Below are 14,761 nucleotides of genomic sequence, written 5' to 3' on the forward strand. Positions count from 1 at the left end.
GGCGCAGACGCGGGTTGGAGCCCGGGTCACCGCCGCCTTGGCGGGCGGCGACGGTCAGTTCGCGAATCCACTTGGTGAAAATCTTGCCTTTCTTGGCATCCTGACGCTCTTTGCGGTGCTTGATGTTCGCCCACTTGGAATGGCCAGCCATAACACAACTCCGAAATTCTCTAGAAACCTTATCAATCCCGCCCCAGGCGGGATACAACCCTTGTAACGCAAAGGCGCATCCGAAGATGCGCCTTTTTGACTGCGTAAAACCTTATCGCGCTTTCACGCAGCGGCCTTACTCAGCCTTCGGCGCCTCGCGCAGGCGAATATGCAGCTCGCGCAGTGCCTTGGCATCCACGACACCCGGGGCCTGGGTCATGACGTCCGCAGCGCTCTGGGTTTTCGGGAAGGCGATCACTTCGCGGATCGACTGCGCGCCGGTCATCAGCATCACCAGACGGTCCAGGCCGAAGGCCAGGCCGCCGTGGGGCGGTGCGCCGTACTTCAGGGCGTCGAGCAGGAAGCCGAATTTCTCTTCCTGTTCCGCTTCGTTGATGCCCAGCAGACGGAATACCGCTTGCTGCATTTCCTTGCGGTGGATACGGATCGAACCGCCACCCAACTCGGTGCCGTTCAAGACCATGTCGTAGGCGCGGGACAGAGCGCCCGCCGGGTTGGCTTCGAGCTCTTCAGGCGAGCACTTCGGCGCGGTGAACGGGTGGTGCAAGGCGCTGAAGCTGCCGTCGTCGCTCTCTTCGAACATCGGGAAGTCGACAACCCACATCGGAGCCCACTTGCAAGTCAGCAGCTCCAGGTCGTGGCCCAGCTTGATCCGCAGCGCGCCCAGGGCTTCGCTGACGATCTTGGCCTTGTCGGCGCCGAAGAACACGATGTCACCGTCGACCGCGCCCACGCGATCGAGGATCACATTGAGGTTGGCTTCCGGGATGTTTTTCACGATCGGCGACTGCAGGCCTTCAACGCCCTTGGCGCGCTCGTTGACCTTGATGTACGCCAGGCCCTTGGCACCGTAGATGCCGACGAACTTGGTGTAGTCGTCGATCTGCTTGCGCGGCATGCTCGCGCCGCCAGGCACGCGCAGGGCGGCGATGCGGCATTTCGGGTCGTTGGCCGGGCCGCTGAACACCTTGAAGTCGACATCCTTGAGCTGGTCGGCCACGTCCACCAGTTCCAGCGGGTTACGCAGGTCTGGCTTGTCGGAACCGTAGCGGCGCATGGCTTCTTCGAAGGTCATGTGCGGGAATTCGCCGAATTCCAGGTCCAGCACTTCCTTGAACAGGTTGCGGATCATTTGTTCGGTGATGCCCATGATCTCTTTTTCATCGAGGAAGCTGGTCTCGATGTCGATCTGGGTGAATTCAGGCTGGCGATCAGCACGCAGGTCTTCGTCACGGAAGCACTTGGCGATCTGGTAGTAACGGTCGAAGCCGGCCACCATCAGCAGTTGCTTGAACAGCTGCGGCGATTGCGGCAGGGCGAAGAAGCTGCCGGCGTGGGTACGGCTCGGCACCAGATAGTCGCGCGCGCCTTCCGGAGTGGCACGGGTGAGGATCGGGGTTTCGACGTCGAGGAAGCCGTTTTCATCGAGGAAGCGGCGGATGCTGGTGGTCATGCGCGAACGCAGACGCAGCTTCTCGGCCATTTCCGGGCGACGCAGGTCCAGGAAGCGATAGCGCAGGCGGGTTTCTTCGCCAACATCGGAGTATTCGTTCAGTGGGAACGGCGGGGTTTCCGACTCGTTCAGCACTTCCAGTTCGTAGCCCAGCACTTCGATCGCGCCAGAAGCCATGTTCGGGTTCACCGCACCGGCCGGACGCAGGCGTACCTTGCCGGTGATCTTCACCACGTATTCGCTGCGCACGCGGTCGGCGGCGGCGAAGCTCTCGGCGCGGTCCGGGTCGAACACCACCTGGGCCAGACCATCACGATCACGGATATCGAGGAAGATCACCCCGCCGTGGTCGCGGCGACGGTGAACCCATCCGCAAAGGGTGATTTCCTGACCTTCCAGGGTCTCGTTCAGTTGGCCGCAATAATGGCTGCGCATCATGGTAGTGGTTTCACTTCTCGTAATTCGAAATTCGGTGGCAGGCTTGGCCTCAGTCACCGCACATAAGTCATGGGACGGATAATGCAGGAGCCTGCGCGTAGAGTTCAACTCAGTCTGCTTTGTCGCCGCCCGCCAGATTCTTCTTCGAGCCGGTCTTGAAGTCGGTCTCGTACCAGCCGCTGCCGCTCAGGCGGAAGCCCGGCATGGACAACATCTTTTTAAGCTGCGGCGCCTGGCAGGCGGGGCAATCGACCAGCGGCGCGTCGCTGATCTTCTGGATGGCTTCCAACTGATGACCACAGGAAGCGCATTGATAGTCGTACATGGGCATGGAGATGTCTCGGCGATCAGATCGTTACTGTGCCGCGCCTGCCTCCGGACAGAGGGCACTGCGCAGAAAGCGCTGGCAGCAGCAAAGCGCGGGATTATATCTGGTAAATCGAGGCAGCGCAGCCGGCTTTCTGCCCGAGGCCCGGCCCGCGTGCACGTTGGGCCGGCCCCGGAACCTCCGGATTACTCAGGGTTTGACAGGCAAGCACGGCCTTTCAATACGTGAACCACGCACACCACCCGGACCAGTCCGCTGAAGTTCTTCACGCCGCCATAGCGCAAATGCACTTCCCGATCGACATAAGACAACAACGCACTGACTGAACAGGCATTGAGCCTGGCTATTTCCGTGAGGATATTCCAGTAGATCTGTTCCAGCCGCAGGCAAGTGGAAAACCCATTGAGCCTTACCGATCGGGACAGCGGCCGCGCCAGCCCCATATCGAACCCTTTGACAAAGGGATCGACGTTTATCTTTTGAAAACCACAGGTCTCCATCACTCTACTACCCACTCCACGTGACATACAGCTGACACTCCATTGCCAAACAGCGGTCCATGGGTTTCTCCCATTGGACGGTGGGCCTATCAAACAGCAGGAAGACGGGGGCAGCCAGAAGACGGGGAGTTGATAGTCGTAGGACAACGCTAGGAAACACGGAGAAACAAGCGAGCGGCGCCAGGACGGCGCCACCCGGGGTCGACGTCTACTTGCTTTCGAGCAGGGAACGCAGCATCCACGCGGTTTTTTCGTGAACTTGCATACGCTGGGTCAACAGGTCGGCCGTCGGTTCATCGCTGACCTTGTCGAGCAGTGGGAAAATGCCGCGCGCGGTGCGCGTAACCGCCTCCTGGCCCGCCACCAACTGTTTGATCATCTCTTCAGCGCTGGGCACGCCCTCTTCTTCCTTGATCGAAGACAGACGCGCATAGATCGAATAGGCACCCGGCGCCGGGAAGCCCAGGGCACGAATTCGCTCGGCTATCAGGTCCACCGCCAGCGCCAGTTCGTTGTACTGCTCTTCGAACATCAAGTGCAGCGTGCGAAACATGGGGCCCGTGACGTTCCAGTGGAAATTGTGGGTCTTCAGGTACAGTACATAGGTATCGGAAAGCAGACGCGAAAGCCCATCGACGATGGATTTGCGATCTTCTTCACTGATACCGATATCGATTGCCATGTTTATCCCCTTCAATTGAACAGCATTCATTGACCAGGTGCCGGACCACTCTAGCAAGAGTAACCAGCGTGTGCAGCTCAACACGCCGAGGCACGCGCGGCAAATCGCCCTGCTAGGCCTTGCTGGCCCGCGACGGTGAAGGCTTTGGGCGCTGTAGGAAGTTTCCCGACAGCAGGCAAAACGCCTGCAACTGTCTAGGACAAGCGTTTGACGCAGAAATGCCCTGCCCCCTTGCAACGCCCGGAAATGCTTGATTTGAGTAGGCACAGCCTTTGCTGTTAAATAGGCAGCGTGTCGCTGTCGTTATTTTCTTCGGCCAGCGCATAGGCTGATACCCGCGCACGTGCTCAACGCCTCCCATTGTTCAGAAGCGAACCGTGCCAGTCAGCTCTTCCTTGTGATCCGTCTTAACGTGAGTTAATCAAAATGTTGAAAATCGTCCACCTGCTAACGGGCGTTGCAGCTTTGCTGCTGTCCTTTATCCCGAGCCTGCAGCCTGAAAGCCTGCCTTACCTGCAACAACATGACGCTCTGTACCTGGCCTTGTTCGGCCTTCTCAACCTGACGCTGGCGCCAGTGATTCCTTACTGGAACAAAGGCACGCGTCATCAACTGCAAAACCTGGTCAGCGCGCTGCTGGTGCTGACTGTTGTCGTACAAACCCTCACCCTCCTGGCACCCATGCCTGAAGTCGGTGGCCACCCGGCCATCCTGCTCAGCCTGGTGATTGCGCTGGTCGCCATCGTTCTTCACCTGGCCATCAGCTTCTACCGTTCGTCCCCTACGGCCGCGTCGCAAAACTACGACATGACCAATCGGGATACCGGGACCGTCAAGTGGTTCAACACGTCCAAAGGCTTCGGCTTTATTTCCCGCGATTCGGGCGACGATATCTTCGTCCACTTCCGGGCCATCCGTGGCGAAGGCCATCGCGTTCTGGTCGAAGGCCAGCGTGTGGAATTCTCCGTCATGAACCGCGACAAAGGCCTGCAAGCCGAAGACGTGATCGCCGCCTTGCCGCGTCGCTGATTCCAGGCTAAGCAGTAAAAAAAACCGCGATCCGGCGTAGGCTGGATCGCGGTTTTTTTATGGCGCGGCTATTAATAGTGAGGCGGCGGCGCTTCTTCTTCGGACGACTCGAACTGGCTGCCCATTTCTTCCTGGCGCTTGAGCAGCGCAGTCATCTGCAGTTGCAGGCGTTCGACCGCCCGCTGCTGGGTGACCAGAATATCGTTGAGGGTTTCGATGGTGTCGTCCTGAAAGGCCAGGCGGCTTTCCAGGTCGGTCACGCGGTCTTGCAGATCCATGGTTCAGTCCTGGGTAAAGATGAAGTCGGCAGGCAATAGCTCGCGCAACCGCGCACGAATGGCAGCCACTTGTTCTTCTGTATACGGTCGCGCCGGGTGCTTGCCCCAGACTGGCGCAGGCCAGGCAATGTCGTCGCGTTTGCGCACGATCACATGCACATGCAACTGACTGACAACATTCCCCAGCGCGCCGATGTTCATCTTATCGGCCATTAAGCCTTCGTTGAGCAATTGCGCCAGGGCCGTGGTTTCTTCCCACAGCTTCTGTTGATCTGCGACACCCAGTTGAAACACTTCGCTGATACCGTTGATACGCGGCACCAGAATGTACCAGGGGTAATTCGAGTCATTGGACAGCAGCAGGCGGCACAACGGGAAGTCCCCGATGGCCAGTGTGTCTTGTTGCAGGCGTTGATCTAAGGCGAACACCGCGGGCACTCCGTTCGGCAGGTCAGATTCTGGGGCCCAGCATACCTTCGAACGCTTGCGGCTTCACTTCGAATGCAGAAGCCAGCGCGCATCCCGATAAAAAACCTGCCCTTTTTCGAGGCAGGCGAATAATTGAGCTACGCTAACTCGGGCCTCACCGGGATGCACCAAAATGACCCACCCGTGCATCAAATAGATCCGCCAAGTACCCACTCATGAGGGTGAATCGGTAACGTTTCTCTCAGGTACAGGATTCATGCACCACAGGAGCAAGGGAATGCATGGCCGTCAAGAGCAAACCAAACGGCGTAAGAAGCCCGTGCTTATGCGCTTTTTACAGTGCAGCAAGGTTTTTCACGAAAAAATGACATTCAGTTACCGGTTTGGGCGCGCTTGTTGCATTCACACCCACATCGTCGGCAACGGCACCCTTCAGGAAGCGGGTGTTTCGCGATAAGAACAGCAGCGGGTCAATGCGGAACAAGGACGCATTCAAACTATGAAAGGGGTTTGAAAAGAGCATTGAAGTTGTCAGTCCGGTTGCATTCGGACTGTGAATTTGCGACACGGATCTAGCAATTTACGACAGCCTCGTAAAGAAGCTGAAAGGAAAGATGGGTAAGTATCGTCATTAGAGTCAGCGTGATATAACTTTGCGCTGACACAAAAAAGAAAGAGCCGCCCAGATAAAAATACAGGTGGGACGGCAGTACTCTTCCTAAAACCAAAGGAGCAAATCACGATGCGCGTGATGAAGTGGAGCATGATCGCCCTCGCTGTTTCAGCAGGCACCTCGCAGTTCGCAATGGCGTCCGCCCAGGATGATTCCAAGGGCTTTGTTGAAGACAGCACTTTCGGTATTAATACCCGTGCGCTGTATTTCAGCCGCGACTTCCGCAATGAGCAACTGGGTGGCTACGATAAAGTCAACGGCAAGAACAAGAGCCGCGCCGAAGAAACCGGTCTAGGCTTCAACGCCCTGTACCAATCGGGCTTCACTCAAGGCACCATCGGTGTTGGTGTTGACGTGATCGGTCTGCTGGGCGTTAAGCTCGACAGCGGCAAGGGTCGCGCCGGTACCGGCCTGTTCCCAAGCGGTTCCGATGGTCGCTCGCAAGACGATTACTCCAAAGGCGGCGCCGCGGTTAAGTTCCGCCTCTCCGACACTGTTCTGAAAATCGGCGACCAGTACACCACCGCCCCTGTGTACGCTTCCGACGACAGCCGTTTGCTGCCGGAGCTGCCGCAAGGTATCTCGATCACCAGTAACGAGATCAAGGGCCTGAAACTGGAAGGCGGTCACTTCACCTCCAGCGTAGCGCAGAACCAGACCTACCATGACAGCCTGGGTCTGACGAAAACCGACTTTGTCGGTGGCGTCTACTCCTTCACCCCAGAGTTCACCGGTAGCCTGTACTACGCGAAAACCGAAGATTACTTCCGTAAATACTACAGCAACCTGAACTGGACCCATGCGCTGAGCGAAGATCAGTCCTTCGCGCTGGACTTCAACATCTACGACACGAAAAGTGATGGTGAAGGCAAGCAACGCGCCTACTACGACAAAACCACCAAGCTTGATAACCGTGCATTCAGCTTGCAAGGTGCGTACACCATCGGCGCTCACACCTTCACCCTGGCAGCCCAGAAGGTTACCGGCGACGGCGACTACGGCTACGGCGTAGACGGCGGCGGCACGATTTTCCTGGCCAACTCCATTGCCCGTTCCGACTTCAACGCCGAAGGCGAAAAGTCCTACCAGGCTCGTTACGACATCAACATGGCGACCTTCGGCATTCCTGGCCTGAGCTTCATGACTCGTTACGTAACCGGTAGCGGCGCCCAGACCGCCGTGACCTCGAACGGCAAAGAGTGGGAACGCGACATCGAAGCCAAATACGTGATCCAGAGCGGCCCAGCAAAAGACCTGAGCCTGCGCGTCCGTCAAGCCACCTATCGTTCGTCTGACGGTGTGTACTACGGTTCGGCGTCTATCGACGAGCTGCGTCTGATCGCGCAATACCCGCTGAACATCTTGTAATTGCCCGTTCGATTACAACGATGACTTAAGGCTTCGGCCTTAAATGAAAAGCCGCTCCCTTGCATGCAAGGGAGCGGCTTTTTTATTGCAGTGTTATTTCAGCAGTAAAATAACTAGCAAGCTAACTAACGACATTAACGCTCGCGCACTTAACCTGTCCTATCAGCCAAGTTAAGTGCAAATGCCTTTCATTACTTCGCCGCTGTTTCCTGCATCACGCGAATAACCCGCTGCGGAAATGGAATATCGATCCCCGACGCTTTCAAGCGATCCCGCGCCAGTTCATTGAGCATGAACACGACATCCCAATAATCCGCCGTCTTGGTCCAGCAGCGCAAAGACACTGTGATCGAACTGTCGCCCAGGGTCGAAACCACCGCCACCGCAGCCGGGTCAGCCAATACCCGTGGGTCTTTCGCCAGTTCCAGCAGCACTTCGCGGGCTTTCTGCAGGTCGGCCTCGTAGTCCACACCCACATCAAACACCACCTTGCGGGTAGGCTGACGGTTGGTGTTGGTGATGATGCCGTTGGACAAGATGCCGTTCGGCACAATCACAGTCTTGTTGTCACCGGTACGCAGCACGGTGTGGAAGATCTGGATACTGTCGACAGTACCGGAAGTACCCTGGGCTTCGATCCAGTCACCGATGCGGAACGGCCGGAACAACAGAATCAGCACGCCGCCGGCGAAGTTGGCGAGGCTGCCTTGCAAGGCCAGGCCGATGGCCAGGGTCGCGGCACCGATAGCGGCGACGAACGAGGTGGTTTCCACGCCGATCATCGAGGCCACGCTGACGATCAGCATGACTTTCAGCACGATGTTCGCCAGGCTGGTGATGAAGTGCTGCAGCGCCAGGTCCGCATTACGGATGGCCAGCAAGCGCCCCACTCTGTGGGTCAGTCGGTTGATCAGCCACCAGCCGACAGCCAGCGTAATCATTGCCAGCAATACCCGGCTGCCATACTCCATGATCATCGGGATCCACGACTGGGAGGTCTTGATCAGGTGATCCACTTCAGCGTTTAAATCCATCTACATGCTCCTGTTTACCGGGTGTGCGGCGTTATTGAGTGCCCATTACGCAATTGAGCCCGGAAGGGCTCAATGTGAGGCGCGGTTTCTGGGGCGTGGGACGTCAAAAACGTCCTCAGGTTCCCCAAAATGCCATCAGTCGCGGAAGTTATTGAACTGCAGCGGCATGTCGAAGGTCTTGGCGCGCAGGGACGCGATGGCCTCTTGCAGGTCATCACGCTTCTTGCCGGTGACGCGCACCTGTTCACCCTGAATGGCGGCCTGGACTTTCAGCTTGGCATCCTTGATATGGGCCACGATCTTCTTCGCCAGCTCCTTGTCGATGCCTTCCTTGAGGACGGCCTCCTGCTTCATCAACTTGCCGGAAGCGTAGGCGTCCTTGACTTCAAGGCACTGTGCGTCGATCTTGCGCTTGACCAGGGCCAGCTTGAGGATCTCGATCATCGCTTCCAGTTGGAAATCGGCTTCAGCGGTCAGGTTGACGGTCAGTTCCTTTTCCTTGAATTCGAAACTGCCCTTGCCTTTCAAGTCATAGCGACGGTCCAGCTCCTTGACGGCGTTCTCGACGGCGTTGGTGACTTCGTGTTTGTCCAGTTCGGATACCACGTCGAACGAAGGCATGTCATTTCTCCAATATAAGGGGCGGGCTCAGTAGAGATGGAGCGCGCCCAAGCTAAAATGCCGGAGCATTATAGCGGTTCTTTCGCCCTATTCGCTGTGAGCGACCCTACGGAGCACAAACTGATGTCGACCACCTGGCATATTCTCGGCGCCGGCAGCCTTGGCACGCTGTGGGCCACCCGCCTTGCCCGTGCCGGCGTGCCGGTGAAGCTGATCCTGCGTGATGCGGCACGCCTGGCCAGCTATCAGACAGCCAGTGGGCTGACCCTGGTGGAGCACGGCGTAGCGCACACTTACCCGGTACTCGGCGAAACGCCCGACAGCCCCGAGCCGATTCATCGCTTACTGGTGGCGTGCAAAGCCTACGACGCTCAAAGCGCAGTCGCACAACTGCAACCGCGTCTCGCACCGGGCGCCGAATTGATCCTGCTGCAAAACGGCCTGGGCAGCCAGGACGCCGTCGCCGCGCAGTTACCTCATGCCCGCTGCATTTTTGCCTCGAGCACCGAAGGCGCATTTCGCGACGGCGATTGGCGCGTGGTGTTTGCCGGCCACGGCTACACCTGGCTGGGGGACGCCAGTCACCCCACTGCCCCGCTGTGGTTGGACGACTTGTGCGCCGCGGGCATTCCTCACGAATGGAGCAGCGACATTCTTACGCGCCTGTGGCGCAAGCTCGCACTCAATTGCGCCATCAACCCGCTGACCGTGCTGTACCAATGCCACAATGGCGGCCTGCAAGCCCATCAGTGTGAAGTCGCGACCCTATGCGCCGAACTGGCCGAGTTGCTGGAATGCTGCGGCCAGCCAGCAGCAGCGCAGGACCTGCACACGGAAGTGGAACGGGTGATCCAGGCCACGGCGGCCAATTACTCCTCGATGTTCCAGGACGTGGCCAGTGCGCGGCGCACCGAAATCAGCTACCTGCTGGGCTATGCCTGCAGGGCCGCTGCTCGGCACCGGTTGACGCTGCCGCATCTGCAACAGGTGCAGACGCGCCTCGTCGACCAACTGATTGCACGCGGATTGCCCAGCGACTGAGGCACGCGCTACCCTGCCTACTCGTCTATTACCTGTGAAACCCCTGATGCCACTGCGCCAGCGTCTTGAAAACCTACCGGTAGGGCAGAAACTGCTGGCCGCCCTGTTGGTGCTGCTGACCACCGTCTTGCTGGTGGCCAACCTGACTTTTATCAGTGCCGCCTACTGGATTTCCCAGGAGAGCATGGCGCCCCAGGCGCTGCAGGCGATCGGTCGACTGGTGTCCAACCCGGCGCTCGCCGCCGAAGCCCTTGAGTCGCCCGACAAGGCCGACGCCCTGCTCAATGAGCTGACCAGCTATTCGCCGCTGCGCGCCGCCGCGTTGTACGACGCGGAGGGCAACCGCCTGGCGCAGATGCAACACGGCGACCGCTTGCATCTGCCGGACAACTACCGGCATATCGAGGCCTGGCGCGTCACCGAGTTTCGCAGCAACCAGGTCATCACCCTGCCCCGCCCCGGCCAGCCTTCCGGGCATTTACTGCTGGTCGCCAGCAGTGAGTTGCCGGTGGCGTTCTACACCGGCACGTTGACAGCCAGCTTGGGCATCCTGATTTTCAGCGTGCTGCTGTGGCTGGTCATCGCCCGGCAGATCAAACGCCTGATCACCCGGCCGATCCATGAGCTGGAAGAGCTCTCGCGCCAGGTCACCCGCGAAGAGAACTACGCACTGCGCGCCGGCCGTGGAAACCGTGACGAAATCGGCAGCCTGGCAGAGGCCTTCAACACCATGTTGTCGCGTATCGAGGCCCGCGAGCAGCAGCTCAAGCGGGCGCGCGATGAGGCTCAGGCGGCTTACGACCAGGCACAGGGTCTGGCCGAAGAGACCCGTCATACCAACCGCAAGCTGGAGCTGGAAGTCCAGGTTCGCAGCAAGATCGAGAAAAAGCTCACCGGTTTCCAGAACTATCTGAACAGCATTATCGACTCGATGCCCTCGGCGCTGATCGCCCTGGATGAACAACTCTATGTCACCCAGTGGAACCAGGAAGCCACTGCGCTTTCCGGCACGCGGCTGGATGAAGCGCTGAACCAGCCGATCTTCCTCGCCTTCCAACCGCTCAAGCCCTACCTGCCGCAGATCAAGGCCACGGTCGAGCAACACACGGTGGAACGCATCGAGCGCGTCACCTGGGTCAAGGACGATGAGCCCAAGCATTACGCCCTGACGTTCTATCCGCTGATGGGCGGCGCCGGGCGCGGTGTGGTGATCCGGATCGATGACATCACCCAGCGCCTGTCCCTGGAAGAAATGATGGTGCAGTCGGAGAAAATGCTCTCCGTCGGCGGCCTTGCCGCAGGCATGGCCCATGAAATCAACAACCCACTGGGGGCGATCCTGCATAACGTGCAGAACATCCGCCGCCGCCTGTCCCCCGACCTGCCCAAGAACCAGGAACACGCCGAACAGGTGGGCATCGAACTGCAGACGGTCAACCGCTACCTGCAAAGCCGCGAAGTCCCGCAATTGCTCGACGGTATCCAGCAGGCCGGCGCACGGGCGGCGAAAATCGTTACCCACATGCTCAGTTTCAGTCGCCTCAGCAACCGGCAGATGGCCCCTTGTGATTTGCCGGCGTTGATCGACCAAGCGGTGGAAATCGCCGGCAACGACTTTGACCTGGCCATCGGCTTCGATTTCAAAGGCCAGGCGATCATCCGCCAGTTCGACCCGCAGCTCGGCCCGGTGCCGGGCACCGCCAACGAGTTGGAACAAGTGCTGCTCAACCTGCTGAAAAATGCGGCGCAGGCCATTCATCAGCGCGAAGACGACCGCGAGCCGGGGCGCATCATCCTGCGCACCCGCCTCAACCCGCCCTGGGCGGAGATACAAGTCGAAGACAACGGCATCGGCATGAGCGAGAACGTGCGTAAACGTACCTTCGAGCCATTCTTCACCACCAAGGAAATCGGCCAGGGCACCGGGCTGGGGCTGTCGGTGTCGTACTTCATCATCACCAACAACCACAAAGGGCAGATGGAAGTGCATTCCACCCTGGGCCAAGGCACCTGCTTTACCTTGCGCCTGCCCCTGGCTGGCAGCCAATTGTCCCCCGCTGAACTTACCCAACTGGAGCACTGACCATGGGCTTTCGCCTGTCGAAGATTTACACCCGTACCGGCGACCAGGGCGAAACCGGCCTCGGCGACGGCCGCCGCGTGCCCAAGGACCACCCACGGGTGGAGGCCATCGGCGAAGTCGACACCCTGAACAGTCAGCTGGGTTTGCTGCTGGCCGGCCTTGAAGAGCAAAGCGGCAAGCATCCGCACCTGAAGGATGTGATCGAAGTGCTGACGCCTTGCCAGCATCGTCTGTTCGACCTGGGCGGGGAGCTGGCGATGCCGGTTTACAAGGCGCTGAATGCGGCGGAGGTGAATCGGCTGGAGGCGGCGATTGATCGCTGGAACGAAGAGGTCGGCCCCCTGGAGAATTTCATCTTGCCCGGTGGCTCAGCGCTGATCGCCCAGGCCCACGTATGCCGTAGCGCGGCGCGCAGTGCGGAGCGACGCTGCCAGCACCTGAATGCGGTTGAACCGTTGGAAGGGGTGGGTTTGGCGTATATCAACCGGCTATCGGATTTGCTGTTTGTGGCGGCGCGGGTGATTGCCAAGCGCCAGGGGGTGGCGGAGGTGTTGTGGCAGGCGGCGGCCAAACCCCACTGAACTGATTATCAGGTGTCTGGTCTGGCGCCATCGCGGGCAAGCCCACTCCCACATTTGGATTTGTGAACACCTTCCAATGTGGGAGGGGGCTTGCCCGCGATGAGGCCAGCAAACGCTACCTCAATCTTGCGGCCAAAACGCCCGAATCCCTGCCACGCCTTGAGCCCCAGCTTCCCACGCCTGCTCGCGCTCAGCCGGCCCAACCCCACCCAACAGATACACCGGCTTGCTGAACCCACGGATCAACGCGGCCGCCTGCTCCCAACCCAACGGCTGGGCATCGGGATGGGTCTGGGTCGGCTGCACCGGCGACAGCGTGACAAAATCCACGTCCATCATTTCCGCCAGCGCCAGTTCCTCAGCGTTATGGCAGGACGCCGCCAACCAGCGATCCTTCGGCAGCGGTCGGCCCTTGCTTGCGTATTTGCGCAGTTGCGCCGACGTCATGTGCCAACCGGCTGCAGGAAAATCCCCCAGCCATTCGAACGGCCCCTTGAGCATCAACTGCGCCTTGCCAGCACACAGGCCCACGGCGTCTACCGCCAGGTCACGGTACTTGGGGTCGTAACCGTTCGGCGCGCGCAGTTGAACCAGTTTGATACCGCCCGCGATGGCTTTCCGGATACCGCACAACAGCGGCGCGGTTTCCAGCTCACCCGGAGTGATCAGGTAGTCACCGGGCAACCGTGCGGCGGCAACGATCGGCGCATTGGCTGCAGGGAACTCATAGTTGAGCAAGTCCCGAGGGACCACCCACTCCAGCGGCTGCCCTTCGGCACCATGGGGCTCGCCGGTAAAAGCCGAGACTTCCCAGACATCCAGCAACACCTGCTTGTCCGGATAGTCATGCCGCACCTTGATCAGCGGCCGCGCCGTGGTGACCTGGATACCCAGCTCTTCCTGCAACTCGCGGGACAGCGCAGTGGCGACCGACTCTTGGGCCTCCACCTTGCCGCCGGGAAATTCCCAGAGGCCGCCCTGATGCTGGGTATCGGCACGGCGCGCCAGCAGGATTCTGCCGTCGACGCCGCGGATCACCGCTGCTGCTACATGCACTCGTTTCACCGCGCTTATCCTCCGGGCTTCAGGTACGGTATTCCGCATTGATCTTCACGTACTCGTGGGACAGGTCCGTGGTCCAGATGGTTTCGCTGCACTCGCCGCGACCGAGCTCGATGCGGATGGTGATTTCTTCCTGCTGCATCACCGCCGAACCCTGGGCTTCGGTATAGCTCTCGGCGCGGGCGCCACGGCTGGCGATGCACACGTCACCGAGGAACACGTCGATCTTGCTCACGTCCAGGTCCGGCACACCGGCACGGCCGACGGCAGCGAGGATACGGCCCCAGTTCGGGTCGGAGGCGAACAGCGCGGTCTTGATCAGCGGCGAGTGAGCCACGGTGTAACCGACATCCAGGCATTCCTGGTGGTTGCCGCCGCCGTTGACTTCAACCGTGACGAACTTGGTGGCGCCCTCGCCGTCACGCACGATGGCCTGGGCCACGTCCATGCACACTTCGAACACCGCTTGCTTCAACGCGGCGAACAGCGGGCCGCTGGCCTCGGTGATTTCGGGCAGGTTGGCCTGGCCGGTGGCGATCAGCATGCAGCAGTCGTTGGTCGAGGTGTCGCCATCGATGGTGATGCGGTTGAACGACTTGTTGGCGCCGTCCAGGATCAGGCTGTGCAGCACATCGCGGGAGACTTTGGCGTCGGTAGCGATATAGCCGAGCATGGTGGCCATGTTCGGACGGATCATGCCCGCGCCCTTGCTGATACCGGTCACGGTGACGGTGACGCCGTCGTGCACGAACTGGCGGCTCGCGCCTTTTGGCAGGGTGTCGGTGGTCATGATGCCAGTGGCGGCGGCCGCCCAGTTATCCACAGACAGGTCATCCAGCGCGGCTTGCAGGGCACCTTCGATTTTTTCCACCGAGCAACTGCGCTATCCGAAGCCGGACGGCAGCATCTGTTTGCAGAAGAGTTTTGTTGGCGACGGGGTAAAGCTGGACTGCGCCGGCGGGTTTGGCGCGGTGATGATGGTGACGGCCA

Annotated in this window: 14 protein-coding genes and 3 pseudogenes; 6 read left to right on the top strand and 11 right to left on the bottom strand. The window is 59.7% G+C overall.

What is annotated here, in order from left to right:
• The 5 genes and pseudogenes from L9Z73_RS13110 to L9Z73_RS13130 all read right to left on the bottom strand — a co-directional run.
• Positions 1–151: pseudogene (locus L9Z73_RS13110) on the bottom strand (YebC/PmpR family DNA-binding transcriptional regulator); the annotation flags it as partial.
• Positions 152–286: 135 nt separating this feature from the next.
• A complete protein-coding gene (gene aspS / locus L9Z73_RS13115; protein ID WP_247401618.1) occupies positions 287–2,062 on the bottom strand; it encodes an aspartate--tRNA ligase in 1,776 nt (591 codons plus the stop codon).
• Positions 2,063–2,171: 109 nt separating this feature from the next.
• Complete coding sequence (locus L9Z73_RS13120; protein ID WP_100938824.1) at positions 2,172–2,393, bottom strand: FmdB family zinc ribbon protein; 222 nt, start codon at positions 2,391–2,393, stop codon at positions 2,172–2,174.
• A 182-nt stretch (positions 2,394–2,575) separates the two neighbouring features.
• Positions 2,576–2,917 (bottom strand): ribbon-helix-helix domain-containing protein, encoded by a 342-nt coding sequence (locus tag L9Z73_RS13125; protein ID WP_247401619.1) that lies wholly within the window; start codon positions 2,915–2,917, stop codon positions 2,576–2,578.
• A gap of 181 nt (positions 2,918–3,098) precedes the next feature.
• Positions 3,099–3,572 carry a Dps family protein gene (locus L9Z73_RS13130; RefSeq protein WP_104902566.1) on the bottom strand — a complete coding sequence of 158 codons (474 nt, stop codon included), beginning with the start codon at positions 3,570–3,572 and terminating at the stop codon, positions 3,099–3,101.
• Between the two features lie 426 nt (positions 3,573–3,998).
• Here L9Z73_RS13130 and L9Z73_RS31210 point away from each other — a divergent pair, with 426 nt between their 5' ends.
• A complete protein-coding gene (locus L9Z73_RS31210) occupies positions 3,999–4,601 on the top strand; it encodes a cold-shock protein (RefSeq protein WP_276194623.1) in 603 nt (200 codons plus the stop codon).
• 71 nt (positions 4,602–4,672) lie between these two features.
• Here L9Z73_RS31210 and L9Z73_RS13140 read toward each other — a convergent pair whose 3' ends face one another.
• Both L9Z73_RS13140 and L9Z73_RS13145 read right to left on the bottom strand, forming a co-directional pair.
• Positions 4,673–4,879, bottom strand: coding sequence for a SlyX family protein (locus L9Z73_RS13140; protein ID WP_247401620.1), 207 nt, complete (start codon positions 4,877–4,879; stop codon positions 4,673–4,675).
• 3 nt (positions 4,880–4,882) lie between these two features.
• On the bottom strand, positions 4,883–5,308 hold the full coding sequence (locus tag L9Z73_RS13145) for an HIT domain-containing protein (protein ID WP_247401622.1): 426 nt from the start codon (positions 5,306–5,308) through the stop codon (positions 4,883–4,885).
• 742 nt (positions 5,309–6,050) lie between these two features.
• Between L9Z73_RS13145 and L9Z73_RS13150 the strand changes: the two genes are divergently transcribed.
• Positions 6,051–7,349 (top strand): OprD family porin, encoded by a 1,299-nt coding sequence (locus L9Z73_RS13150; protein WP_247401624.1) that lies wholly within the window; start codon positions 6,051–6,053, stop codon positions 7,347–7,349.
• A gap of 191 nt (positions 7,350–7,540) precedes the next feature.
• Here the strand turns inward: L9Z73_RS13150 and L9Z73_RS13155 are convergent, their stop codons facing one another.
• Positions 7,541–8,383 carry a mechanosensitive ion channel family protein gene (locus L9Z73_RS13155; protein WP_247401626.1) on the bottom strand — a complete coding sequence of 281 codons (843 nt, stop codon included), beginning with the start codon at positions 8,381–8,383 and terminating at the stop codon, positions 7,541–7,543.
• A 135-nt stretch (positions 8,384–8,518) separates the two neighbouring features.
• A complete protein-coding gene (locus L9Z73_RS13160) occupies positions 8,519–9,004 on the bottom strand; it encodes a YajQ family cyclic di-GMP-binding protein (protein ID WP_247401629.1) in 486 nt (161 codons plus the stop codon).
• Between the two features lie 123 nt (positions 9,005–9,127).
• Between L9Z73_RS13160 and L9Z73_RS13165 the strand changes: the two genes are divergently transcribed.
• From L9Z73_RS13165 to L9Z73_RS13175, 3 genes are read left to right on the top strand one after another with little or no spacing between them, the layout of a single operon-like run.
• Positions 9,128–10,045: a putative 2-dehydropantoate 2-reductase gene (locus tag L9Z73_RS13165; RefSeq protein ID WP_247401631.1), complete on the top strand. Its 918-nt coding sequence runs from the start codon at positions 9,128–9,130 to the stop codon at positions 10,043–10,045.
• A 46-nt stretch (positions 10,046–10,091) separates the two neighbouring features.
• A complete protein-coding gene (locus L9Z73_RS13170) occupies positions 10,092–12,128 on the top strand; it encodes a sensor histidine kinase (protein ID WP_247401632.1) in 2,037 nt (678 codons plus the stop codon).
• 2 nt (positions 12,129–12,130) lie between these two features.
• Entirely contained in the window at positions 12,131–12,709 is a 579-nt protein-coding gene (locus L9Z73_RS13175) for a cob(I)yrinic acid a,c-diamide adenosyltransferase (protein WP_247401633.1), read from the top strand.
• A 120-nt stretch (positions 12,710–12,829) separates the two neighbouring features.
• Here L9Z73_RS13175 and L9Z73_RS13180 read toward each other — a convergent pair whose 3' ends face one another.
• Both L9Z73_RS13180 and argJ read right to left on the bottom strand, forming a co-directional pair.
• Positions 12,830–13,774 carry a Nudix family hydrolase gene (locus L9Z73_RS13180; RefSeq protein WP_247401634.1) on the bottom strand — a complete coding sequence of 315 codons (945 nt, stop codon included), beginning with the start codon at positions 13,772–13,774 and terminating at the stop codon, positions 12,830–12,832.
• Between the two features lie 19 nt (positions 13,775–13,793).
• A pseudogene (argJ, locus tag L9Z73_RS13185) lies at positions 13,794–14,642 on the bottom strand (bifunctional glutamate N-acetyltransferase/amino-acid acetyltransferase ArgJ); the annotation flags it as partial.
• On the opposite strand from argJ, the pseudogene L9Z73_RS13190 reads away from it, so the two are divergent.
• A pseudogene (locus L9Z73_RS13190) lies at positions 14,626–14,761 on the top strand (tRNA threonylcarbamoyladenosine dehydratase); the annotation flags it as partial. The pseudogenes argJ and L9Z73_RS13190 overlap by 17 nt on opposite strands.

The organism is Pseudomonas emilianonis (genome assembly GCF_023072625.1).
Lineage (GTDB): Bacteria > Pseudomonadota > Gammaproteobacteria > Pseudomonadales > Pseudomonadaceae > Aquipseudomonas > Aquipseudomonas paraveronii.